The sequence below is a fragment of the Paenibacillus sp. FSL W8-0919 genome (assembly GCF_038003785.1).
Lineage (GTDB): Bacteria > Bacillota > Bacilli > Paenibacillales > Paenibacillaceae > Paenibacillus_AQ > Paenibacillus_AQ lactis.
Map to the genome: position 1 here is coordinate 3,753,037 of NZ_JBBOPV010000001.1, position 25,202 is coordinate 3,778,238.

Below are 25,202 nucleotides of genomic sequence, written 5' to 3' on the forward strand. Positions count from 1 at the left end.
GCGAGGGAAAGCGCGAGAAATTCAAGCGAAGAGCCGATATGAAATGCGAGAAACCCTGTGCTTGTAAAAAGTGCAGGGTTTCTATAGCGGTTAAAAGCTACAAGATTTAAATTTTTGCTTCTATAATATATATCCGTTTTACCGGTTTATATTTTTGCGCTGACCCCAATAGCGAAGGCTTACTTGAACGTCAATCTCACGCAGCGATGCCTGATGCATTTCCCGCTTCTCTTTCCTCAGCTCGTCCCATAGCTTGGGATCGGCTCGGCGAAGCTGAAGGCCTAATTGATAGGGGTCGGCATGAATGGCTGCGGTTTTCAGGAAGGTATTCCGAATCTCCTCGCGGAGCGAAGCCTCAGTTAGCTTCTTCATTTCGCCAATGCGAGTCTTCTGATAAATATTTTGGACCATTCCATCAACGTTCAATTTGATCCGGTAATAGACCTCCTCTCCTTCGCGTATGATCTCAATGGCGGATTTCGGATTCTCCAGGTAGATGCTGCCAGCCGCTTTGATTCCGGAAAATACGACCAGGGAAGCGCGTGTCTCGGGCGTGGAGAGCCAGCGGATACCGGCGAGATCGGAACGTTGCATCCATCCCTTCAGGGTCTGATGCTGTATCAAAAATGCGCCGTTAACTTCAAGCAGCGGATGCTGCTTTAAATTTTCCGTCCAGTTTGCCGTGGTAATCTGGAGGGAAGGAAGAACGACGGTAGCCGCATCTTCACGATAGAGACGGATAAAGTTCACGAATTGGATCGGGCGGATGAACGAGAATTGCCGATAGCTCTCCTGCGGCTCATGGAGCAGCGAATGCAGCGGAGACAATTGGAAAAAAGGCGACACGGTAAACAGATCCTCCATCGAGTCCTTGGTTCCGTAGATCCATTTGGTATAGCGGATCTCTTGCGACCGGTTCGTCATATCGAATACTTGGGACAACCGTTCGGGCACCAGTACAGACTCGCCAAGCACCAACGCCGTCACATGCCCCCAAGAAATCCGCTGCTGGTTTGCCGTGTAAAGATCGATCAGCGCATCCGAGAGCGTGCTTCCGGTTCCCCTGCCGACCCAAATCGGTGCCGTTTCGGTCTGTTTTGTTCCTTCCTGTCTGGCAATCGTCGCAAAATCAAGCATCTGAACATAGATGATATACTGATCTTCCTTGTAATCGATTCCGAGCGCGGTAATATAATTGATGTCCTGGACCTCTTTGTTGTCCCAGCAGCCGGCAAGCAGCACGGACATGATGATGAAGAGGCAGAGAAGCTTCTTCATATCGCCCCGCCTTTCTTCCGTTTATCAGGGAGTCTCATCAGGTTTCGCACGACCTTGGACAAAGAGAACGGGGAGAAGGGAGCCAGAAAAGGCTGTCCGAACGGGCGATGGTGAGCCATATATTGGACGATAAAGAATACCGATACGAAGAAGCCGAATAGGCCGAGAATGGCAGATAAACCAAGGATGAAGTACCGCATAATCGTCTGTGTGACGACGAAATCCTCGTTGGTATGGGTTGAGCCGGCCACAAAGGACAGCGCACCGATCACCGTCATGGTCGGGGAGAAGAATCCGCCCCGTATCGCTGCGTCCCCGATAATGATGCCGGAAACGACCGTAATCGTTGAAGCGATCGGAGAAGGCATCCGTATGCCGGCTTCCCGAAGCAGCGTCAGCAGAAACAGAATGATCAGCATTTCGAATCCGGTTGGAATCGGAAGGCCGAGCCGGGTATTGGCGATCGTAGCTAGGAGCGGGAACGGGATCTGGTCTTGATGAAAGGACACAACCGTGATATAGAATCCCGGCAGCATGATGGAAATCAGAAAACCCAGCAGCCGTAGCAGTCTCCATGGAAAGACGTAGTAGTATGGCATTTGGGGATCCTCGGTCGCGAATAGAAGCTGCATGAGGCTGGCCGGCGCGACCAGAACGACCGGACTTCCCTGCATGATGATGATCAACCTGCCGCGCGTCAAGGAATCATAGGCCCGATCCGGCCGGCCGGTATAATCGAACATCGGCAGCACGCTGTACCGGTACGGAGATATATGCTCAGCCAGCTCTGCGATGCCGGTAGGCGATTCCCCATTGAACGATTGAAGCTTCTTGGTAACTTCATCCACCGTCTCAGGGATGACTTTATCTTTGAGATACATGATTCCAATAGAGGTTTTACTCCGGTCACCCAGCTCAAACGCGGTAAAGACGAGATCTGTCGTTTTCATGCGCTTGCGTATGAGGGCTACATTGGTGTCCAATTCCTCGACGAATCCGTCCTTTGGGCCTTTGATCGAGGTTTCGGAGGAGCTTTCCTCCGGGGATCTTGAAATATTATTCGCCGCGCTAAATGAATACAGCTTATCGCTGCTCGGGAAATACAGCGCTACATCCCCTGAAAAAATATGATCTACAAGTGCATCCTCATCCGTTACTTGTTCCAGGCTAAGCTGCATTTTCAGCTCGGAGGGATCGAAGGCTTTGTTCTGATCGCTGCAAGCTTTCCATTTATCGTTGATGACGGGCAGAATGATTTTGGAGATCAACGCCGTGTCGCTCATATAGACGTTATAGATCAATATGGCCCAAGGCTGCTTGGCATCGTCGATACCAGGGAACGTTGAAATAAGGATATCGTCGCAATCGGCAAATCGTTCTTGTAGACTTTCCAAGGTTATCATGAAGAATTCTCTCCTTTCGCTGAGCTGTGATGCGGTTGTCTTCGAATCAGGAGGAACATGAGTACGCTCAGTACGGTGAGGTAGATGCTGGAGATCGGCAAGAAATAGTCGGCCATGACATAGTACATCTTCAGATTACTGATGGGCGATGCGCAGAGAATGATCATTAGCAAGGAGACTGCCAGTATACCGACGCTTCGCTTCGAAGGCGGCAGCAGCGTCTCGCACAGCAAATAAATCGATAGCGAGATGGAAATATAGGCTCCGCTCAGCCACTGGAAGATGGACAGAAAGTCGACATGCTCAACGAATTTGCCGAGCTTTACGAGGCGCCACTGCTCATAGGCCGGATAACGCTGCAGTTTCATCTCTTCAGGTCCGAATTCCGCAATGCCGCCTATCGTGGGACCGAATGTCAAGAACACTAGTACGGCGTGAATCGCAAGCACCGTCAGGAAACGAGGCTTTTTCTGAAGATACGGCCGAAGAAACAGGATCAATATAAACTGCGACAGCCCCCCGAACATGACCGGCAGACCCTTGAGGACCGGGGTGAAGCCATGCTCAAGTACCGGCATCAGATAGTGGTAGTTCTTCACTTTAAAATTTGCAACGGATACAAATATGCCAAGAAGTACGACGATGGGCAGCAGAATTCCCGCAGAGATGCCGACTGTCCGTAATCCTTGTCGCGCGGTTACCAGACATAGCAAGACCAGAATCAGGGACGTGGCGATGACGGGAGTCTGCAGCAAATAGGTGGATTTCGTCCAGTCGATCACTTCCTTGAGCGTGTAAAAGGCAAACGAGATGAAGTACAAAGCCGACATGCCCATGATAACCATTCGTGCACCCTTGCCGCTGCTCTCATCGATCGCCTGCCGGATGGTGCGGTCTCCAAGCTTACGGATAATGCCGTAAATCAGAAGCACCCATGGAAGAAACAAAACGGCGGAAACAAGAATCGTGATCCAGGCGTCCCGCCCCGATGTTTCAATGAGCACCGGAATGATCATGACGTGGTTCGTCAAGCCGGCTGTTAGCATCATCATCATAAATGCCTGATTCGTTGGAATTCCGCTTCCCCCTGACATGCTCATCCTCCTTACCGGCTTTTATACGGCTTAGAGTTCTCGGGAAATACCCAAAATATGCGATCTCATCCAATCATGGAGGGGGAAAAACGTCAATAGGCTGACCCTCTTGGAAGCCATAAATAGGGCGAGCGCCCGGTACATAAAGCCATTCGCAACCCTGCATAATAAGGTAAGCTTTTGTAGGACTACAAGATTGGGGGATGCTTGTGTGAGCAGAGGAAGGAAGTCAAGAAACAGAAAAGGCACGTTGAAATGGTGGCAGCTATCCCTCTTAGGCGTAGCATCGACTATCGGGACAGGTTATTTCCTTGGATCGGCGCTTGGTATCCGGGTTGGCGGGCCGGCGTTTCTCATCTCGATCGTGATAGCCGCCTGCGCCACGTATCTCGTATTCGATATGCTGGCACGAATGACGGCGGATGACCCGCAGCCGGGCTCCTTCAGAACATACGCAAAGCAGGCTTACGGCAGATGGGCGGGATTCTCGACCGGATGGATGTACTGGTGCGCGGAGGTGCTGATTATGGGGAGTCAGATGACGGCGCTATCCATCTTCTCGCGCTTCTGGTTTCCGGACATCCCGATGTGGATATTCGCTTGCGGCTATGCAGTACTCGGGTTGTTTGTCATATGGATCGGCAACAAGGGCTTTGACAGGCTGGAGAATGTGCTGGCCGTTCTGAAAATTGCGGCGATTGTCATGTTCCTGGCAATTGCCGCTGCGGCATGCTTCGGATGGCTTCGCGGAGGGGCAAGGCCGCAGCTTCCGGCGAGCTGGGGAGATTTTTTCGCAGCAGGGGGAAGGGGGCTGTGGGCATCCCTGATCTTTGCTTTTTACGCATTTGGGGGAATCGAAGTGATGGGGGTGATGGCCGTACGGTTAAAGAACCCGAAGGAGGCGCCGAAGTCAGGAAAGATCATGATTTTGCTGCTGTCCATCGTTTATATTATATCGATAGGGCTAGCCGTCATGATGGTGGCATGGAACCGTTTCTCTCCGGCCAAAAGCCCGTTTGTTGTAGCATTAGGGTCGTATAATCTTCCTTTCGTCCCGCATGTCTTTAATGCGGTCCTGATTATTGCAGGATTTTCGACGATGGTGGCATCGCTCTATGCCGTAACCACCATGTTGGTCACGTTATCGGAGGACCAAGACGCTCCGAAGGTATTTGCCAAAAAGAAAACCAGGCGAAAAACACCTGTGTTCGCGCTGGCGCTAACCGCAGCCGGGCTTGCCGTGTCGATCATACTGTCGCTCCTGATACCGGGCAAAATATATGAATATCTTACGACTGCCGCCGGCTTAATGCTGCTGTACAACTGGTTCTTCATTCTGGTTACGGCCGGGAAAATCATCCGGCTTACCGTATGGGGGCATATCAAACGCTTCGCCGGCATGCTGATGATCGCCGCAGGGGTAAGCGGCACCGCATTTCATCCGACGAGCCGCCCGGGGCTGTGGATCAGCTTCGGCTTTATTGTCATGATCGGCATCGTCGTATTGTTCATGCAGAGGGTTTGGAAGAAATCCGCCCAAGAATCCAAGAAGGCGGGCAAGCCCAAGCTGCGTCCGAAGCCTGCCCGTTAGAACAGCACGGGATACAGCAGCGACACCGCACGAATCCCGAAATACAAACCGAATACAACCAATGAGAGGCCAGAGAGCACGGAAATTACCGATATTGCTCTTTGGCTTAAATATTTTCGGAACATGCTGCTCACCATGGCCATGAAGAAATCCCACAAGACGACTCCTGAAATGACGGCAATACTGTAGACGAACAGCTGGCCTGTACCATTATCGGCCGCCGTCTTTGCCAGAATGGAGCCGTAGATCCCGAGCCAGAACAGAATGGTCATCGGATTGGAGACGGACATCAGGAAGCCGGAGACCAGCGTTTTCATAACCGATTCTCCGCCGCTCGTTGAACTGATTGTTACCTTCCTTGCATTGATGATGCTTTCTACGCCTGTATAGATGAGCACGAATGCACCGAACAGCCACAGGAATGTCTGCATGAAGGGGGTGCTCAGGAAATGAACGACGCCCAAATAGACGAGAATCATGTACAGGATATCCGCCAGCACGGCACCGATTCCAAACATCCAGGCATGCCAGAACCCTTTTTTGATCCCTTGGTCGAGCTGGGCTGCATTAATAGGACCAAGCGGCGCAGAGAGCGAGAGTCCCAATAGGATATAGCTGAATATCATGCTCATGACAACGATTTCCTCCCCTATTACGGTACCTGAATTTTCATATGGCTTGTACAGAAGATGGCTCGTACCATTCTATTCACGGGAATGCCCATCTAAGAACATTCATTTGAAAAAAACGAATCAAACGGCTGACCTGAAAACGTGGGGGCCGTTTTAACTTTTGCCGATTATTTTGATTCAGCAGCGGTTTTTGCTAGGATAGTAGGTAGCGATGCCTTCGATACCGTAAAGGGATCGAACCGGCAGTGAAGAGGAGGGAAATCATGAGCAGGCCTTACAAAATCGTCGTGGTATCGGATACCCATATACCCATGCGAAGCAAGCAGCTGCCCTCTCGGTTGTTGGAGGACTTGAAGGAAGCGCAGCTTATTTTGCATGCGGGCGATTGGTCGAGCTGGAATGTCTATGAACAGCTCAGCCGCTATGCTCCGGTCGAAGGCGTAGCCGGCAATACAGATCCGGAGGAAGTTATTTCGAAGCTGGGATACCAGAAGATCGTTGAGGTTCTTGGTCATCGGATCGGAATTGTGCATGGACACGGAAAAGGCGGGACGACGCCAGGACGCGCGCTGAAGGCATTTGAGGGAAGCAACGTGGATATGATCGTATTCGGTCACTCCCATATTCCGTATATGGAGTCGGTTCGGGGCACGTTGCTCTTCAATCCCGGCTCTCCGACGGATAAGCGAAGACAGCCTCAATATTCGCACGGCATCATTCGGGTTGCCGAAGGCCGCTTGGATGCGGGACATGTGTTCTATGACCGTACATAAAGAAGATTCAGTCATATACTGATGGTGAGTGATTCGGTTGCAGGCTTTTAATTCCGGACGTATCGGGTTAATAAATATGAGTCCTTGGTGGATGCAGATGATGCAAGTGAGAGGATGGCTATGGTAAAGGAAGAACAAATCGAGCGAAGAATCCAGATCGGCCTGTCCGGCTGGGGAGACCACGAGAAGCTGTACGATGATGGAGCGAAGGCTTCCGATCGGCTGGGCATGTACGCACGGCATTTTCCGATCGTGGAGATGGACAACTCGTTCTACGCGATTCCCTCCCCGGACCAGATGGACAAATGGGCCCAGACGGTGCCCGGCCATTTCGGGTTCATTGTCAAAGCCTATCAAGGCATGACCGGCCATGCCAGGGGCGGCACCTTATCGAAATATTCCAGCACGAGAAGCATGTTCGACGAGTTTCGGGCTTCGGTCCGGGTCCTTCAAGCAGCCGGCAAGCTGAGAGCGGTGCTGTTTCAATACCCGCCGTGGTTTGGCTGCGAGCGGAAGCATGTGGACATTTTGAAACGGACGCGGGAGTGGATGGAGGATCTGCCGGTCGCCTTGGAGTTTCGCCACCAGACCTGGTTCGCACCTGAATTCCGGGAGAAGACGCTGGATTTCATGCGAAGCGAGGGGTGGATTCACAGCATTGCCGATGAGCCCCAGGCGGGAATCGGATCGGTACCGGCCGTTCTTGCCGCAACCCGCGAGGATGCCGTCATGATTCGGATGCATGGCCGCAACGAGAAAGGGTGGCATACGGGCGGGCAGCCGAATTGGCGGGAAGTCCGTTATTTGTACAGGTACAATGAAGATGAGCTTGCGCAGTGGAGGGAATCCGTGCTGAAGCTGCTTGAGGAGACGAGCCAATGCTGGATTATCTTCAATAACAACTCGGGAGGCGATGCATCCGATAATGCGAAGCAGCTCCTTCGCATGTTTGGAATGGACAGCGGACCGGAGCCGATCAGACAGATGGATTGGCTGGCAGAGGATATTTTTACAGATAAATGACTTTAAATGTAAACGAAACAGGGAACTGGAAGCGGCTGTCCGAAATCGTCATAAAATTGACGCAAATCCATCTGTTTATGAGATCATTATTATATATAAAGGGTATTTTCGGTTCTGAGGTCAAGTGTATTATAATGAAATCGTAACAAAGTGTTTTGCGAATGTAAAAAGTGAAATTCCGTCCATGAACTATCAAAATAATCTGACGGAGGGAGTCAGCGATGAAGACCCTTGACAGTAAGGCAGTGGGACCATGGCAAAAATATCACGGTCCGAACCTGGGGTACATTCAAGATCAGTACGAGAAGTTTTTGCAAGACCCGCAGTCTGTGGAACCAGGATACCGTGAACTGTTCGCCAGCTGGGGACCGCCCCCTGCTTTGGAAAACAATGAAAAGAAAGCGGATTCGCAGGGACAAGGCGTAGGACTTGACCCGCAATTACTTAAGAAGAGCGTAGCCGCAGGTAAGCTGGTATGGAATATTAGAACCTATGGCCATTTGGCCGCCGATATCGATCCGATCGGCATCGGTGGAGAAACGGATACACGACTGCTTCAGCCTGAAAGCTATCAGTTAAGCCAAGCGGATTTGGCGGCCTTGCCTGCCGAGATCGTCTGGGAGGAGGCTCCTGGCGATGTCAAGAATGGTTGGGATGCCATCCAGCGGCTGCTGAAACTATATACTGGAACCATTGCATATGAATTTAGCCACATTCATGATGAAGAAGAACGGAAATGGCTCAATCAACAAGCAGAGTCCGGACGATTCCCGCTTAACTTGAGCGTAGAAGAACGGAAGGAGCTGCTGAAGAAGCTGCTGGAGGCCGAGCAATTCGAGGAATTCCTGCACCGTACCTTCGTTGGAGCAAAGCGCTTCTCGGTCGAAGGGAACGAAGCGCTGGTGCCGCTGCTTGACGAAATCGTCCAGCAATTAGCGGAAGTGGATGTCAACTCGATCCTTGTCGGCATGGCGCACCGCGGACGTCTGAACGTGCTTGCGCATATTCTCGGGAAGGACTACACCAAGATCTTCTCCGAGTTTATGCATTCGCCGAATAAGCATCTGGTGCCTTCCGAAGGCTCCATGGGCATGAATTACGGCTGGACGGGCGACGTGAAATATCACCTGGGCGCAGACCGTTACATGAAGAAGAACGAGGCACGCGAGGTTCGTATTACGTTGGCCAACAACCCGAGCCACCTGGAATACGTTAATCCGGTCGTTGAAGGGTACACGCGCGCGGCTCAAGAAACCCGCAGCGAAGCCGGCTATCCGAAGCAGGACGTCAACAAGGCGGTCAGCATTCAGATCCACGGCGACTCTGCGTTCCCAGGCGAGGGAATCGTGCCGGAGACGCTTAACTTCAACAAGCTGCCGGGCTTCCGTACCGGTGGAACGATTCATATTATCGTCAATAACCGGATCGGCTTTACGACCGAAGGGAAGGATTCGAGATCCACGCATTACGCCAGCGATCTGGCGAAAGGCTATGAAATCCCGATCATTCACGTTAATGCCGATGATCCGGAAGCATGTATCGCTGCTGCCCGTCTCGCGAGCGAATACCGCAACAAGTTCAAGAAGAGCATTCTGATCGATCTGGTCGGCTACCGCAAGTACGGCCATAACGAGACCGACGATCCTGAAACGACTCAGCCGCTGATCTACCAGAAGGTGAAGAATCACCCTACGGTCAGCACATTATATATGAAGAAACTGGTTGAAAGTCAGGTGCTGTCCCAATCGCAGGCTGACGAACTGAAGAACGCAGTGGTCGAGGTGCTTAAGGCTGCTTATGAAACCGTAAAATCGAAGGATTCGGTCGATTCGGTTCTGCTCGGCATCAACCCGGCCGATGAGAATTCCAAGAAGACAACGGCTACCAATGTATCCGCTGAACAGCTCCGTGCGATCAACCGCGAGCTTCTTCAATGGCCGGAAGGCTTCACGGTATATCCGAAGCTTCAGCGCATTTTGGAGCGCCGCAGCAGCGCGCTTGACGAAGGCGGGAAGGTAGACTGGGGTCATGCAGAGACGCTGGCCTTCGCGACGATTCTGTCGGACGGCAAGCCGATCCGGATTACCGGACAGGATGCCGAGCGCGCAACGTTTGCGCACCGGAACCTGGTTCTGCATGATGCCGCGAACGGAGATACGTTCTGCCCGCTGCACCGTTTGCCGCAGGCAAAAGCATCGTTTGCGATCCACAACAGCCCGCTTACTGAAGCAGCGGTTGTCGGCTTCGAATACGGGTATAACGTGTATTCGCCGGAGACGATGGTGATCTGGGAAGCGCAATATGGGGACTTCACGAACTGCGCCCAGGTTATCATTGACCAGTTTATCTCGGCCGGCCGTTCGAAGTGGAGACAAAAATCCAGCCTTGTCATGCTGTTGCCGCATGGATATGAAGGAAATGGTCCAGAGCATTCCAGCGCAAGACTTGAGCGCTTCTTGCAGCTGAGCGGGGAAGATAACTGGACGGTTGCTAACCTGACATCGGCAGCGCAATACTTCCACCTGCTGCGCAGGCAAGCGTCACTGACGGAAACGGACGATGCCCGTCCGCTCGTGCTGATGGCTCCGAAGAGCTTGATCCGCAATCCGCGCGTTGCATCGCCGGTTAGCGCATTTAGCGAAGGCGGCTTCCAGAAGGTGCTGGAGCAGCCAGGTCTCGGACAATCGCCGAAGAAGGTCGAACGCCTCGTGCTGTGCTCGGGGAAAGTGGCGATCGATCTGGACGAAGCACTTGACAAGCAGAAGGGCGAAGATCACTCTTGGATTCATATCGCGCGGGTGGAACAGCTGTATCCGTTCCCGAAAGAAGAAATTTCGCGCATTATGCAAAAGTTCCCTAATCTCAAGGAAATTCTGTGGGTTCAGGAAGAGCCGCAGAACATGGGCTCCTGGAGCTTTATGGAACCAAGAATCCGCGAAATCGCGCCAAGCGGCGTAGAGGTTCGTTACAACGGACGCCCTGAACGGTCCAGCCCGGCCACCGGATATCAGGATGTACACGCATACGAACAACAGACGATCATTACGTTTGCCCTTAATCGTAAAACTATAAATCAACAGATCTCATTGGGGAGGTAGCGGCTGTGAGCGAAATTACTGTACCAGCTATGGGCGAATCCATCACCGAAGGAACCATCTTTAAATGGCACGTGAAAGAAGGGGACCGCGTCAACATCGGTGACGTTCTGCTCGAGTTAGAAACGGATAAGGTTAATCTGGAAATTAGCGCGGAGTCTGAAGGCGTTGTGGAAAAAATCCTTCGCCAAGAAGGAGAAAATGTTACGATCGGTGAAGTCATCGGCCAAATCTCTCCACAGGAAGGCGTTAAGCCAAGCGCGCCTGCGCCGCAAGCGGAAGCTCCGGCTGCCGCTCCGGCAGCGGCACAGCCTGCGCAAGAGGCACCTAAGGCACCAGCGCCTGCACCGGAAGCCGGTGGAGAAGGCTCGAATTTGACTGCATCGCCGTCCGCACGCAAGCTGGCTCGTGAGCGCGGGATTGACCTGGAACAGGTACAGGGCCGCGACCCGATCGGTCGCATTTATCACGATGATGTGAAGAACCATACGGAAGGCAGCAAGCCTGCTGCTCCTGCAAGCAAGCCGTCCGCGCCAGCGGCACCAGCTGTGCAAGCGCCGGCTGCGGAATACGGCAAGCCTGTTGAACGTACCCGGATGTCTCGCCGCCGTCAGACGATCGCCAATCGTCTGGTCGAAGCGCAGCACACGGCAGCGATGCTGACCACCTTCAATGAAGTCGATATGACGGCCATCCTGGATGTTCGTAAGCGCCGCAAGGATGCCTTCAAGGAAAAGCATGACGTCGGTCTGGGCTTTATGTCCTTCTTCACGAAGGCAGTTGTCGGCGCATTGAAGAAGTTCCCGCTGCTCAATGCTGAAATTGACGGTGACGATATCGTTGTGAAGAAGTTCTATGATATCGGGATTGCCGTTTCCGCGAAGGAAGGACTTGTCGTTCCGGTCGTTCGCGACGCTGACCGTCTCGGCTTCGCCGAGATCGAGAAGGAAATCGTGAACCTTGCGAACAAGGCCCGCAGCAACACCTTGTCGCTGTCCGAGCTGCAAGGCGGAACCTTTACGATTACGAACGGAGGCGTCTTCGGATCGCTGCTGTCCACGCCAATCCTGAATACACCGCAGGTCGGCATCCTGGGCATGCATAAGATCCAGATCCGCCCGGTTGCCATCGATGAAGAGCGTATGGAGAATCGTCCGATGATGTACATCGCATTGTCGTATGACCATCGAATTGTCGACGGCGCAGAAGCGGTTCGCTTCTTGGTAACCGTAAAAGAGCTGTTGGAAGATCCGGAATCTCTGCTGTTGGAAGGTTAATGCCAAGACAGCGACATCATTGAGAAATAAAGGGCCGCATGGGAAAGTCCATGCGGCCCTATTTTACGCTTATCCGGTGGTTTGTTCTTCAGCAGATGACCATTGCACTCCTATAGATGGCGGTGCCTTTCAACACGTTAGGCATTGTCCTTAAAAACAGATGATGCTAATCGTAATGCGGATCGATGTGCAGATATGTCCTCTAAGATGAGGAACCATCCTTCTGATCTTGACCGTTGGAGTCCGTGGTGTCGCGAGGATTCCAGTTCTCAGCCTGAGGCTCGATATCCTGATGCTTCTTCACCTTGTCTCGCTGCTCCTTGGAATCGTTCTCCGTGTGCTGGTGATTGCGCACTTCGTCGCCGGTTGATGATTTCATGGGAATACCTCCTTTAAACGAATATAGTATTACATACCCTGTATGGCAAAAGACAAACAGGGAAGAGCCGCTGGCGGAGGGATTTGATTTTCCGCATCCTTGACGTTAACATGTTACAGAGACGAATCGCATGACTAACCGATATCGAGAGGAGATGTCTTCTATGCAACAACAACCACAGCATACATTACTTTTTACAGGCGCTTATGCCGAAGCCGATCAGACCGGTATATGCGTATATGCCGTTGACGAAACTTCCGGAGAGCTTCGGCTGCTTGATGAAGTCTCCGGGATTAAGAACCCGACATTTCTAAATGTTGATCCGGCAGCCAAGCGGCTGTATGCGATCGGAGAAATATCGGACCAAGGAAAGAAAGCAGCCGAGATCGTTACATTCGAGATTCAACCCGATACCGGCAAGCTGAAAGAATTGAGCCGCGTTCGGAGTGTCAGCAGCTCCACTTGCCATATTCAACGGGATGAAGGGAGTTCGTATCTGATCGTATCCAGCTATCACGGGGGGCTGGTCGGCGTTCATCGGATTAACGAGGATGGCACGGCCGGGGAGCTGCTGGATGAGAAAAAGCACGCCGAGCTCGTCCAAGTCCGGGAGGATCAGCAGCCGAGAGCGCATTCGGCATTCTACAGTCCGGACGGTCGATACATATTCGTGCAGGATTTAGGATTGGACAAGATTATGTCTTACACTTTAGACAGTGAGCACGGCGAGCTTCGTTTCCATGGCGAAACCCAGCTTGAGGACGGTGTCGGGCCGCGCCATTTGGCCTTCCATCCGGGCGGTGGCTACGCATATGTCATTAATGAATTGAACTCCAGCGTGACGACACTCCGTTATTCGAGTGAAGATGGCCGTCTGACGCCGCTTGAGACGATCTCGACGCTGCCATCCGATTTCGAAGGTGAAAGCTTCTGCGCCGAAATTGCAGTGTCTAGCGATGGCCGGACGGTGTATGGATCGAACCGCGGGCATGACAGTATCGTGGTGTTCTCCGTTCACCAGGACAGCGGGCTCCTGAGTCCGGTTCAGTATATTTCTACCGAGGGCGGCCATCCGCGGCATTTCAGCCTGCTGCCGGGCGGTAAGCATCTGGTGGCGGCCAACCGGGACGGCAATAACCTCGTGCTCTTTACGGTAGATCCGGAGGACGGGAAGCTTTCCTTCACCGGTTATACCGTTTCCCAATCCAAGCCGGTCTGCGTGAAACCGGCGGTCTTTAACCGATAACAGCAGAAATTGATCGAATTGCACCTCAAATACTTGGGGGATAATACCTGGGATTTTGTTAGATAAGCGCTCTTGCAGGGCAAGGACCTTAAAGGTTCGTTGTCTTTGCAGGGGCGCTTTTTTCGTACAGGCAAAACGCTACGCTGACCTTAACCGGCTCCTCGGTTGTCGTTTGACGGGATTCAGAGCTCGCCCCGATTGGTTATGTAATAACATGAACACGTAATTAAGGAGGGTGTGGCAATGTCTACGAATCAAAAATTAAAAGGGAAAACGGCAATCGTTACAGGTGCAGGCTCTGGAATCGGCCGTGCTGCAGCCCTTCTGATGGCGGAGCAGGGAGCGAACGTGCTGCTGATCGATATTGATCATGAACGGGTGGAGAAGGTTCGTAAGCAGATTGAGACTGCCGGGGGAGAGGCGATAACCGGCAATTGCGATATTTCAAAAGCGGAGACGCTTAAGGACTGCTTCCAGCAAGCGGCGGAGAAATGGGGCGGCATCGATATCGTTTTTGCCAATGCGGGCATTAACGGTACGAAAGCTCCGATTGAGACCATGGAGCTGGACGAGTGGGATACAACGATCAATACGAACCTGAGGGGAACGTTTGCGACGGTGAAATACTCGATTCCTTATTTGAAGGAGAAGGGCGGAAGCATCATCATTACGAGCTCGATTAACGGCAACCGGGTCTTCACAGGCTTCGGATTTTCCGCTTATAGCACGACCAAGGCCGGGCAGGTAGCCTTCATGAAGATGGCAGCGCTGGAGCTGGCCCGTTATAAAATTCGCGTGAACGCGATTTGTCCGGGAGCCATTGCAACCAATATCGATTCCAGCACCATTGCCAAGCCGGAGCTTGAGGAAGTGACCATTCCGATCGAATACCCGGAAGGGGATCAGCCTTTGGCGAACGGCCCCGGCCAGCCGGAGCAGGTCGCACGTCTGGTCGCATTTCTGGCATCCGACGACGCCTCGCATATTACCGGAACCGAAATTTATATTGATGGAGCCGAGTCTCTGATCCACTGATTGACTGACCAACTTTTCTTAAGCAGGGCATTGGTGATTGAGCTTCTGTGTCCTTTGGATGGAGAGTGAGCATAAAGTTTGTGGGATGAATGTCTGACATTTCGACACGGCATCAACAATTGTTGAGGATTGAGCTTCCTCGATGGAACCACGGACGAATTTGACAATATGGCCCCAATTGTCGCATAATAAATAGATATATTGTCAAATAGAATAGTGGTGATATCGATGGGAATCGTCATCGTGGAAGTGTGCGACAGCAACTTGATGAGCGCTTTGGAGCTCGAGCACCTGGAGGAGCTGTATCCCGAGATCGCCGTGCTGCGTGCAGATTGCATGAATCTGTGCGGGCTATGCAAGCTGCGCCCTTACGCGCTGGTCAATGGCAAGCGTGTATTTGCAGCCACGACGGAGGAGTGCATCGAGAAGATTAAGGCAGCCATCGAAGCTGAGTTGGCCATCTACAATGAGATTTAAAGCATCCTAAGCGATGCTTCGTTATATGATATATTCAAAAAGGGCATGTCGCTCATTCCAAGCGACATGCCCTTTTCTTATAAATGCGGGAACTTTAGGAAGCGTGATGGCTTGCAGCAACAATCTCTTCGCATTCTGCGGAGCAGCAGCTATTATGGAGCTCTTCGCACTCCTCGCAGCAAATATGCTGCAAATGGCATGCATCGTTGTCGCAGTTGATGTAACGGTCCTCAGGCTTGCCGCAGTGATGGCATTTCCCGACGACGATATCTTCATCGGTGCGGTTGATCGGAACTGAAATGCGCTCATCAAAGACGTAGCATTTTCCGTCGAACAGCCGGCCTTGAACTTCAGGATCCTTCCCATACGTTACGATTCCGCCGTCCAGCTGGGCAACGTCTTGGAATCCTTCCTTCAGCATGAAGCCTGTCAGCTTCTCACAGCGGATGCCGCCAGTGCAGTACGTCAGGATGGTTTTATCCTTATGCTCGGACAGATTCTCCCGAATCCACTCCGGAAACTCCCGGAAGGACTGCACATCCGGACGAATGGCGTTGCGGAAGTGACCGATATCATACTCGTAATCATTGCGGCCGTCGATGACGATGACATCCTCCCGTTGAAGGTACTCGAAGAATTCCTTCGGCGACAGGCGCTTGCCGCTGATGACGTTCGGATCCAGCTCATCCTCGACACGGAAGGTCACGAGTTCCTTACGATGACGAACGAACATTTTTTTGAACGCGTGCCCTTCGGAAGGGTCGACCTTAAACACCATATCGGCGAACAGCGGGTTGGCGTGCATATCACGCATATATTGCTCGGTCTGTTCAATCGTACCGGACACGGTACCGTTGATGCCTTCGGCTGCTACCAGGATACGGCCCTTGAGGCCCAGCTCTTTGCAGTACTGCAGATGCTCATCCTTGAAGGCTTCCGGGTCCGGGATCGGCACGAATTTATAATAAAGCAAAATTTGATATTGCTGTGAATCGGACATATTTTCATCACCTGTTCTGTTGATAGTTTAAGCCAAAAGCATACTTATTGAATTGTAGTTGAATTCAGACCACTTAGTCAACTTAAATGTATAGAAAGTTTGCCATGAATTGTGAATTTTAGGGTTTCAAGAATGCTGCAAAGCGGTTATGATGAAGGGGCAGGAATGCGAACACTTTCATTAATTGGAGGCGTGAACAGCATGGTACATATCGAACAAAATGCGCTCGTGTTGTTTCAAGGCGACAGTATTACCGATTGTGGTCGGAATTATGAGGAGCCTAGCAGTTTGGGGCAAGGATATGCACTGATGGCTGCGGCCCGGTTGAGCATGGAGCAGCCTCAGAAGCGATTGCGGTTTGTAAATCGCGGCATCAGCGGAAACCGGGTTGTTGATCTTCGGGGACGATGGGAGGAAGATTGTATACGGCTCGATCCGACTTGGGTTTCGATTCTTGTCGGCATCAACGAGACGGGCAGGAGATACAGGCAGGGAGAGCCTACTTCGCTCGAAGCTTATTATGAAGGCTATAGGGAGCTGCTGTTTCAGACCCGCGAGCATACCGGCGCCAGATTGATTCTTATGGAACCGTTTCTGCTGCCCGTCACGGAGGATAAGAAGGAGTGGCGCGAGGATCTGGATCCGAAGATTGCGGCGGTGCGTGAGCTGTCGCGTGAGTTTGAGACGCTGTATGTGCCGTTAGACGGTATTTTCGCTGCAGCAAGCTCCACAATCGAGATGACCTATTGGGCCGAAGACGGCGTGCATCCAACTCCTGCAGGTCATGCGCTGATTGCTCAGTCCTGGCTCGCTGCGATTCAGGGACGTTCGATGTTATAAGGCTGTTTACCCACTTCGAATATAAAGGCATTGTTTATGATACAACGTCCCCGGAGAATAGCGCTCCGGGGACGTTTCATTCTTTCGACAGCAGATGCCCCGAGAGTAAAGAAAATCCTGATTGACGAATGTGTTTGGATACCTTTACAATGGTTCATAATAGACCGTTGTTCAATTGGTGCGTCCTATTTTTTTACTTTAATGCTTTTGCCAATAAAAGCGGCGATGCGTTGTCGCTTTGTGTCGAAGCTTAGATGACGAAAACGAACGGGTCATTCATGAGAGAGGGGATTCATTAGATGAAGAGAAAAATGTGGGTATCACTTGCATTGTCGGCGCTGCTCGTGACGGCAGTCGGCTGCGGGGACAAGCAGGAAGGCGGAAGTACGGCGACAGGAAGCGGCGGCGATGCCGAGAAGAAATCTTACAGCATCGCGATCTCGCAATATGTGGAGCATCCGTCCTTAGACGCAACTCGGGAAGGAATTCTGGCAGCGCTTAAGGATGCCGGAATTTCGGAAGAGGATAAGACGCTGAAGCTTGACTATAACAATGCTCAGAACGATTCAACGAACAACCATACCATCGCTCAGAAGCTGAAGGATTCGAAAGCGGATTTGGTTGTGGCGATTGCTACGCCATCCGCGCAAGCCGTGGCAAACGAAGTGAAGGAGAAGCCGGTCCTGTTTGCAGCGGTTACCGACCCGCTGGATGCGAAGCTGGTCAGCGACCTGCAGAAGCCGGGAGGCAACATTACCGGAGCTTCGGACACGAATCCTGAGGCGACAAAGCAGCTGATGAATTTTGTTAGCACGCATTTCCCTAATGTGAAGAAGATTGGTTTGATCATCGATGAAGGGGAAGCGAATGCCGTTGTAATGGCGAAAACAGCGGAAGAGGTGCTTGCCGAACATGGAATCGAATTGGTGAAGGCTTCCGTCACCAATACATCGGAAGTGAAGCAGGCTGCCGAATCTCTCGTCGGTAAGGTGGATGCATTCTATATTACGCTCGATAACCGGGTTGTAAGCGGTGTGGACACGATTATCCAAACCGCCCAACAGAATAAAATTCCGTTCTTCTCCAGTGACCGCGACACGGTGGAGAAGGGGGCTTTTGCTACCGTTGGCTTCAAGTATTATGACCATGGATATCAGGTTGGTCAGATGGCGGTAGAGATTTTGAAGAACGGCAAGAAGCCGGCTGACATGGAAATCACGAAGCCCGACAAGCTGGATCTGATTCTGAATGTGAAGGCTGCGGCGGACTACGGCATCGAGGTTACGGACGCCATGAAGCAGGAAGTCAAAGACCCTGACAACAACATCATTGAGTAATTGTAAGGCGCGGAGTCTTGAGCCCGCGCCTTCCTTAATCATAAAGGAGGTCAAGACATGTTGGAATTCCTGATGAGACTGGATGGTCCGATTGAATTAGGTCTGTTGTATGCGCTGATGGCACTTGGCGTTTATATTACGTTCCGCATTTTGGATTTTCCGGATCTTACGGTGGATGGAAGCTTTACCATGGGGGGCGCGATCGCAGCCGTACTGATTACAAACGGCACCAACCCTTGGCTCGCAACGTTGGTTGCGATTGCCGGCGGGATGGCCGCGGGGGTATGTACAGGGCTCCTTCATACGAAGGGCAAGATTAACGGATTGCTGTCCGGGATTATTATGATGATTGCTCTTTATTCCATTAATATGCGGATTATGGGTAAGCCGAACATCTCCCTCAGCCAGGAGGATATCGTGTTCGGCTCCATCGATCCGATTTATGTCATGCTTGTTATTGTGATTATCGTGAAGCTATTGCTGGATGCGTTCTTCCGCACGGATCTCGGTCTTGCCCTGCGGGCAACGGGGGACAACAAACGCATGATCCGCAGCTTCGGCGCGAACACCGATACAACCACGATTCTTGGGCTCAGCATTTCCAACGGCCTGGTTGCCTTTTCGGGGGCCGTCGTTGCCCAGCAGTCCAGCTTTGCGGATATCAGCTCGGGGATCGGGATGATTGTAATCGGTCTGGCATCAGTAATTATTGGTGAAGCGATCCTCGGGAAGGGCTCCGTATTCCGTACGACACTTGCGGTGGTATGCGGTTCGATTATTTACCGGATCGTCGTTGCGGCTGCCTACGAAATCCCTTGGCTTGAAGCTTCTGACCTGAAGCTGATTACCGCGGTTATCGTAATTGTCGCGCTTGTGCTGCCGACCGTGCAGCGGTCGATGAGGCAGCGCACGCAGGCGAAGAAGCGTTCGACCGAGCTGCTGACCGCTCAAGGCAAGTCGGAAGGAGGTGCCTTCTAATGCTGCAGATGAATCATGTATCCAAGCTTTTTAACCCCGGAACGGTGGATGAGAAGGTCGCTCTCATGGATGTGAACCTTCATCTAAAGCCCGGCGATTTCGTTACGGTCATTGGAAGCAACGGTGCAGGCAAATCCACATTAATGAACATCATTTCCGGTGTGCTGAGGCCGGACGCGGGGGAGGTCCGAATTGACGGCAACGACATCGGCCACCTGCCCGAGTTCCGCCGCAGCCGCTGGATCGGCCGGGTGTTCCAGGATCCGATGGCAGGCACGGCACCGCATATGACGATTGAAGAGAACCTGGCGATGGCATTAAAGCGCGGGAAATCCCGCGGACTTGGCATCGGGGTATCTGCATCGAAGCGTACGGCGTTCCGTCAGTATTTGGAGCGGCTGGGCATCGGCCTGGAAAATCGACTTCGCGCGAAGGTAGGCATGCTCTCGGGCGGTGAACGCCAAGCGCTCAGCCTTCTGATGGCGACGTTCACGGAGCCGCAAATTCTGCTGCTTGACGAGCATACGGCGGCGCTGGATCCGGCCCGCGCGGAGCTGATCACGCGCATTACCGACGAAATCGTTCGGGATATGAACCTGACGACACTCATGGTGACGCATAATATGGAGCAAGCGATCCGCCTCGGTAATCGCCTCATTATGATGGATAAGGGCCGAATTATTCTCGATGTGGACGAGCAGCGCAAGCAATCGCTGACCGTTGAGCAGCTGCTCGGCGAATTCGAGCAGATCAGCGGCCACAAGCTGGCGGATGACCGGCTTGTGCTGGGTTAATTGTAAGCAAGTTTTACAGAGTTCGGGCTTGTCCCCGGATATTTCAATATAGAATACAGGCGTTTTTCGGTCATGCCGGGAAACGCCTGTTCTCTTTTTTGATAGGGGAACCTCCAGGAAATACTTGAATCTTTAAATATTTTCTCTTATTTTCGAAACCAAATGTCAAATAATGACGTAAATAAGTATTGACCGGTGTAATATTAATCAATATGATAGCTATATACAGCAATATCCTAATATTTGGTTGCAACCCCGGAGGTGGTGTTAGCTTGGAGAAATTAACCACGATTCGCGAACAGTTAGAAGAGCATTTGCGCAAGCATGGGATGACAATAAACCGGTTTGCAGATTTATCGGGGGTGAACAGCGGCACGCTCAGCAACATCCTGAACGGGAACCGACCAATTTCGATGCAGCAGCTGGACCGGATCACGTCCGGGATGGGACTTCCCGATGGTTATTTCTACGATCTGTACATAGATGAATGTATTTTTCATGCCACGCCCGATTGGCGGCGGCTGGGCCCCTTCCTTCTTCGCTGTGCCGAGCTGGACAAGCTGGATTGTCTGGACCGTGCGATCCGGATGACGATGGATAACGTCGCGTATGCCCCGATGCTGTTCGACATGGCGGAGACATTGTTTCAAGAAGGGAAGAATGAGGCAGCCGCCATTTTATATCAATGCGTTGCCGAGAGCGAGAAGTTCCAGCATTCCGAACGGCTGGCTCTTTGCCAGTACCGGCTTTTTATGCTCAGCTTGTCGGAGGACCAGGAGGCGAATCTGCAAGCGGCCGTGTCTTTTGAGCCGTATATTGATCGGTTGGATGAAGGTTATCAGCTGGATGCTTATGTGAAGTTAATAAATGTGAACTTATTTCTTCAAAGGTGGAAAAAGATGGGTGAACTCGCAGAAAAGATGGGCGAAAAAGCCGAAATTCAATATAAACAGAAGGACGGCTTATATAGAAATCAGTTAAACTCCAATCAACCATTGATCTTCTATATCCTCTATTCATACCTTATTCGTGCTAAAGTCTGTAGTGAATGTGGGGATTATGAGAGGGCTCTATCATTTGTTTCTTTATATTCAGAGACAGAATGGATTAAGGAACCACAGGAAGATGAAAATAAAATCATCTCTCAGTTTAGACAATGGTCTATTGCAAACCGTTACTTGTATAGATTAATGTCAGGTCATGTCGAAGTTTTAAATGAGTATGTGGACTACATTGCGAATATGAAAGATGAAATCTTCCCTGCCATATGTGAAATAATGATAGCTGCAAATCACTTTAAGTTGGAAGTGGATCACATTTTAGAACGATTTAATGAATACTTAGTCTATAAAGAGCAAAAAAATATGATTGGTAAAATTAGTGAGCAAGTAACTGTTGATCGGTATACACGTTTGCTAACAGAATTAGGGATCTATTATTTAAATAAGAAAGACTTCAAAAGGGGATTAGATTTTATATTGGATAGTATGGAAAATTGTATTAAGATTAATAGTACAAAGGGGATCGTAAGATGTATGGGGTTATTTGAGATGTTTCGACAGAATGCATCACTTAATGCAACAGAACATTACAAAATATTGGTAAGTGAGGTGTACAAAATAAATGAAAAGAAAATTGGCAGTTCTATTGGTTATTTGTAGTATGATCTTGTTAGTATCATCGTCAATGATTAATGATTTTCTTAACGATAGTGGTATCGAACTAATTAATATTTTAAGACATGGAGAAGGCACTGAAACCTAAAATTATATGCTCAATTAAATAATTTAGGCTACTTCGTATATCAAGACAATTGATATGCGGAGTAGCCTTTTTAGCAAGAGCACTAAAAACCAAATATATTTTGAAATATAGATATAGTCTTACTTCTATTTGGTTAAGCTCTGGGGGTGTTGTTGCTTGAAAACGACAGCCACGATTCGCGGAGAAATCGATAAATTTCTACATCATCATCGTTTAACTATTAATCAATTTGCAAGGCTTTCAGGAGTGAATAGCGGAACACTAAGCAGTATTCTTAATGGTCATCGCCCAATGTCTATGCAGCAGTTGGATCGGATTACGCATTGTATGGGTTTGGAAGACGGGCATTTCTACGACATGTATATCGACGAGTTTATATTTCACTTAACACCAGATTGGCGCCGGTTGGGCCCGTTTCTGCAACGCTGCGCTCAGTTAGATAAGCTTGATTCCCTGGATAAAGCCGCCCGAATGACAATGGATAATGTCTCTTATGCACCCATGCTATTTGAGTTGGCAGAATCTTTTTATCATTCAGGAAGAAACGAAGCATCAATGCTGCTATTTGAATGTGTGGCCGAGAGTGAGAAGTCCCAACATTCTGAACGCTTGGCTCTTTGCCAATACCGAATATTCACACTCAAATTAAGTGATGACCAGGAGAAAAATTTACAGGCAGCCGTGCAATTTGAACCCTATATAGAGAAATTGGACGAACGCTATCAACTTGATGCATACAAGAATCTATTAAATACCTATTCGGCATTGCATCGATGGGGAGAAGTTGAGCGTTTAAGCAGGAGAATGAGACAAGCAGCTAAAATGCTTTATTCTGAGAACAGGAATGCACACCAGGTGCAAGATTATCCCAATAAGCCAGTCATTTTTTATATTTTATATTCTTATCTTATGGAATCCCATACTTACAAAGAGCGAGGAAAATTTGATAAAGCATTGGAATTGATATCGTATTATGAAAAACCAGATTGGGTGGATAATCCCAGTCAAGAAGAACTTATTATAACGGATCAGTTTTCAGAATGGGCAAAAGCCAATAGGTATTTGTATCGATTACTAAGTGGAGAGCCTGACAGTCTGGACGTGTACGTAGAGTTTATAAGTTCAAATGAAGATGAGATATTTCATGCTCTGACTCATATCATGGTGGCCGTCAATCGGTATCATCTTCAAGTGGATCATATTTTGGACCGTTTCAAGAATTATATCGCTTACCAGCCTCGAAAAAGCAGGATCGGCACCATTGATGAGCAAGTAAATATTAATAACTATACCCGCCTCTTAGCTGAACTTGGCATTTATTATTTGAATGCTAAACGATACGAACAGGGCTTAGTTTACATCGTCAACAGTCTGGAGTATTCAATTCGGATTCACAGCGATAAGGGCATGCTGAGATGTATGGGGCTGTTCGAGCAATTCCGCCCCTTTGCTTCGTCCGAAATCCAGCAACGCTATCAGAATCTGATTAGCGATATTCAAAAATTATCGGTTTATGCATGGATGCCGGTGATATAGTCTACCAGTTTGAAAAGCTATAGAAGGGCAATATTAAAATAAAATGTATTTTAATCAATCCATTTATAAACCTTACTATTGGCCTGGGGTATATTAAATAATAGAATGTAATGTATATTTTGGGTGGAGCTTGGGGGTGTTGTTGCGTGAAAACGACAGCCACGATTCGCGGAGAGATTGAACGTTTCATTGATGAGCACGGAATGACGATCAACCAATTTGCCAAAGCTGCAGGTATAAACAGCGGAACGTTAAGCAGCATTATAAATGGTCGTCGTCCATTATCAATGAAGCAGTTAGACCAGATTACCTCAATCATGGGATTGGAAGACGGACATTTCTATGAAATGTACATTTATGAATGTATCTTCCATTCCACGCCGGATTGGCGTCGCTTAGGTCCGTTTTTATACCGCTGTGCGGAGCTTGATAGATTGGATAGCCTTGATACGGCCGTCCGAATGACCTTGGATAATACCGCCTATTTGCCGATGCTATATGAGCTGGCAGAAAGGTTTGTTCAAGAAGCGAAATATAAAGCAGCAATATTGCTCTATGAATGCGTAGCCGAAAGCGAGAAGTATCAGCATTCCGAACGCTTAGCCTTATGTCAATATAGACTATTTAAACATCGCATTGAGAACAATCAGGAATCAAATGGGCGAGCTGTTGTACTCTTCGAACCTTATTTAGAACGCCTGAATGAGGCGTATCAGTTGGATGATTATGTCCGTGTCATCAATGTAAGCTTCTCCCTCGACAGATGGGATAATGTCAGAAGTCTCGCGGAGAGAATGGGGAAAAAGGCTCGAGTTCAATATGATAACGGCAATTATTTGGATACGAATACACCTAATCAACCAGTCATTTTTTATGTGCTTTATTCTTATCTAGTTCTAGAAAATTGTTGTGCGGCAATAGATGATTATGACGGCGCTCTACATCATGTATCGCAATATGATTACCCTGACTGGGTCATTAATCCTTCCGAACAAGAACAAAAAATCTTAAACCAATTCCATGAGTGGGCGACAGCTAATCGATACTTGTACAGGCTATTAAGTGGGGATCGGGAAGTGCTCCCCGAATACGTTGAGTACATCTCAACAAGAGAGGACGAGATTTTCATTGCACTATGCAATATTGTACTGGCTGCGAATCGTCATAAAATGCAGATTGATCATGTGCTTGAGCAATTTAAGGATTATATTGTGTATAAAGAACAGCGAAATAAAATTACAAAGATAAATGAACAGATGACACTAAATAACTACACCCGCCTATTAGCCGAACTAGGCATCTATTACCTGAATGCCAAGCAGTACGATCGCGGGTTAGCCTACATCGTGGACAGTTTCGAGTATTCGATTCGGATTCGGAGCGATAAGGGCATGCTAAGGTGCATGGGGCTATTCGAGCAATTCCGTTCATATGCTTCAGCAGAGATCCAGCAGCGTTATCAGGAGCTGATACGTGAGGTTCAGAAATTATCGGTTTATGCCTGGATGCCGGTCGTGTAACCCGTGTAAAAATGACTTGGAACCTTGCTCTTCATTCATTGTGACAGACGGGCTGCCCATCCGATGGATGCAGAAGTTTGTTATGATCGGTAGCCGAAAGGAAGGGTTTGTGATAAAATCGGATAAGTTT

Annotated in this window: 21 protein-coding genes; 15 read left to right on the forward strand and 6 right to left on the reverse strand. The window is 50.0% G+C overall.

What is annotated here, in order from left to right; translation table 11 throughout:
- Positions 1-138 precede the first annotated feature (138 nt).
- From NST44_RS17145 to NST44_RS17155, 3 genes are read right to left on the reverse strand one after another with little or no spacing between them, the layout of a single operon-like run.
- A complete protein-coding gene (locus tag NST44_RS17145) occupies positions 139-1,278 on the reverse strand; it encodes a Ger(x)C family spore germination protein (RefSeq protein WP_007128603.1) in 1,140 nt (379 codons plus the stop codon).
- Positions 1,275-2,681 (reverse strand): spore germination protein, encoded by a 1,407-nt coding sequence (locus tag NST44_RS17150; protein WP_213616982.1) that lies wholly within the window; start codon positions 2,679-2,681, stop codon positions 1,275-1,277. The genes NST44_RS17145 and NST44_RS17150 overlap by 4 nt, the downstream gene beginning before the upstream one ends.
- On the reverse strand, positions 2,678-3,775 hold the full coding sequence (locus NST44_RS17155) for a GerAB/ArcD/ProY family transporter (protein ID WP_210095099.1): 1,098 nt from the start codon (positions 3,773-3,775) through the stop codon (positions 2,678-2,680). Before NST44_RS17155 ends, NST44_RS17150 begins: the two co-directional genes overlap by 4 nt.
- Positions 3,776-3,986: 211 nt before the next feature.
- Here NST44_RS17155 and NST44_RS17160 point away from each other — a divergent pair, with 211 nt between their 5' ends.
- Positions 3,987-5,366 carry an amino acid permease gene (locus NST44_RS17160; RefSeq protein ID WP_210095098.1) on the forward strand — a complete coding sequence of 460 codons (1,380 nt, stop codon included), beginning with the start codon at positions 3,987-3,989 and terminating at the stop codon, positions 5,364-5,366.
- On the opposite strand, the gene NST44_RS17165 is transcribed toward NST44_RS17160, so the two are convergent.
- The gene (locus tag NST44_RS17165; protein WP_210095097.1) at positions 5,363-5,998 is read right to left on the reverse strand and encodes a LysE family transporter; all 636 of its coding nucleotides are present in this window, start codon (positions 5,996-5,998) and stop codon (positions 5,363-5,365) included. The two genes, NST44_RS17160 and NST44_RS17165, sit on opposite strands and share 4 nt — an antisense overlap.
- A 263-nt stretch (positions 5,999-6,261) precedes the next feature.
- Here NST44_RS17165 and NST44_RS17170 point away from each other — a divergent pair, with 263 nt between their 5' ends.
- From NST44_RS17170 to odhB, 4 genes are all read left to right on the forward strand, one after another.
- On the forward strand, positions 6,262-6,771 hold the full coding sequence (locus NST44_RS17170; protein ID WP_210095096.1) for a metallophosphoesterase family protein: 510 nt from the start codon (positions 6,262-6,264) through the stop codon (positions 6,769-6,771).
- Between the two features lie 120 nt (positions 6,772-6,891).
- A complete protein-coding gene (locus NST44_RS17175; RefSeq protein WP_210095095.1) occupies positions 6,892-7,794 on the forward strand; it encodes a DUF72 domain-containing protein in 903 nt (300 codons plus the stop codon).
- A 221-nt stretch (positions 7,795-8,015) separates the two neighbouring features.
- A complete protein-coding gene (locus NST44_RS17180; RefSeq protein WP_210095094.1) occupies positions 8,016-10,892 on the forward strand; it encodes a 2-oxoglutarate dehydrogenase E1 component in 2,877 nt (958 codons plus the stop codon).
- Positions 10,893-10,897: 5 nt separating this feature from the next.
- Positions 10,898-12,166 carry a 2-oxoglutarate dehydrogenase complex dihydrolipoyllysine-residue succinyltransferase gene (gene odhB, locus NST44_RS17185; protein WP_210095093.1) on the forward strand — a complete coding sequence of 423 codons (1,269 nt, stop codon included), beginning with the start codon at positions 10,898-10,900 and terminating at the stop codon, positions 12,164-12,166.
- Between the two features lie 202 nt (positions 12,167-12,368).
- On the opposite strand, the gene NST44_RS17190 is transcribed toward odhB, so the two are convergent.
- Positions 12,369-12,545, reverse strand: coding sequence for a hypothetical protein (locus NST44_RS17190; RefSeq protein ID WP_213616980.1), 177 nt, complete (start codon positions 12,543-12,545; stop codon positions 12,369-12,371).
- A gap of 163 nt (positions 12,546-12,708) precedes the next feature.
- On the opposite strand from NST44_RS17190, the gene NST44_RS17195 reads away from it, so the two are divergent.
- The 3 genes from NST44_RS17195 (at position 12,709) to NST44_RS17205 (ending at position 15,303) form a co-directional block, all read left to right on the forward strand.
- Complete coding sequence (locus tag NST44_RS17195; RefSeq protein ID WP_210095091.1) at positions 12,709-13,791, forward strand: lactonase family protein; 1,083 nt, start codon at positions 12,709-12,711, stop codon at positions 13,789-13,791.
- A gap of 243 nt (positions 13,792-14,034) precedes the next feature.
- Complete coding sequence (locus tag NST44_RS17200; RefSeq protein ID WP_210095090.1) at positions 14,035-14,826, forward strand: SDR family oxidoreductase; 792 nt, start codon at positions 14,035-14,037, stop codon at positions 14,824-14,826.
- Positions 14,827-15,054: 228 nt separating this feature from the next.
- Positions 15,055-15,303, forward strand: coding sequence for a DUF1450 domain-containing protein (locus NST44_RS17205; RefSeq protein ID WP_028406770.1), 249 nt, complete (start codon positions 15,055-15,057; stop codon positions 15,301-15,303).
- 94 nt (positions 15,304-15,397) lie between these two features.
- On the opposite strand, the gene trhO is transcribed toward NST44_RS17205, so the two are convergent.
- Positions 15,398-16,303 (reverse strand): oxygen-dependent tRNA uridine(34) hydroxylase TrhO, encoded by a 906-nt coding sequence (trhO, locus tag NST44_RS17210; RefSeq protein WP_210095089.1) that lies wholly within the window; start codon positions 16,301-16,303, stop codon positions 15,398-15,400.
- Positions 16,304-16,504: 201 nt separating this feature from the next.
- Between trhO and NST44_RS17215 the strand changes: the two genes are divergently transcribed.
- The 7 genes from NST44_RS17215 to NST44_RS17245 all read left to right on the forward strand — a co-directional run bounded on the left by NST44_RS17215 (position 16,505) and on the right by NST44_RS17245 (position 25,072).
- Complete coding sequence (locus tag NST44_RS17215) at positions 16,505-17,143, forward strand: SGNH/GDSL hydrolase family protein (RefSeq protein WP_210095088.1); 639 nt, start codon at positions 16,505-16,507, stop codon at positions 17,141-17,143.
- Between the two features lie 299 nt (positions 17,144-17,442).
- Complete coding sequence (locus NST44_RS17220; RefSeq protein WP_210095087.1) at positions 17,443-18,480, forward strand: ABC transporter substrate-binding protein; 1,038 nt, start codon at positions 17,443-17,445, stop codon at positions 18,478-18,480.
- A gap of 57 nt (positions 18,481-18,537) precedes the next feature.
- On the forward strand, positions 18,538-19,458 hold the full coding sequence (locus NST44_RS17225; RefSeq protein ID WP_007128586.1) for an ABC transporter permease: 921 nt from the start codon (positions 18,538-18,540) through the stop codon (positions 19,456-19,458).
- Positions 19,458-20,252, forward strand: coding sequence for an ABC transporter ATP-binding protein (locus tag NST44_RS17230; RefSeq protein ID WP_210095086.1), 795 nt, complete (start codon positions 19,458-19,460; stop codon positions 20,250-20,252). Before NST44_RS17225 ends, NST44_RS17230 begins: the two co-directional genes overlap by 1 nt.
- A 272-nt stretch (positions 20,253-20,524) precedes the next feature.
- The gene (locus NST44_RS17235; RefSeq protein WP_210095085.1) at positions 20,525-21,913 is read left to right on the forward strand and encodes a helix-turn-helix domain-containing protein; all 1,389 of its coding nucleotides are present in this window, start codon (positions 20,525-20,527) and stop codon (positions 21,911-21,913) included.
- 259 nt (positions 21,914-22,172) lie between these two features.
- A complete protein-coding gene (locus NST44_RS17240; protein ID WP_210095084.1) occupies positions 22,173-23,552 on the forward strand; it encodes a helix-turn-helix domain-containing protein in 1,380 nt (459 codons plus the stop codon).
- A gap of 146 nt (positions 23,553-23,698) precedes the next feature.
- Positions 23,699-25,072 carry a helix-turn-helix transcriptional regulator gene (locus NST44_RS17245; RefSeq protein WP_340900218.1) on the forward strand — a complete coding sequence of 458 codons (1,374 nt, stop codon included), beginning with the start codon at positions 23,699-23,701 and terminating at the stop codon, positions 25,070-25,072.
- Positions 25,073-25,202: the final 130 nt, after the last annotated feature.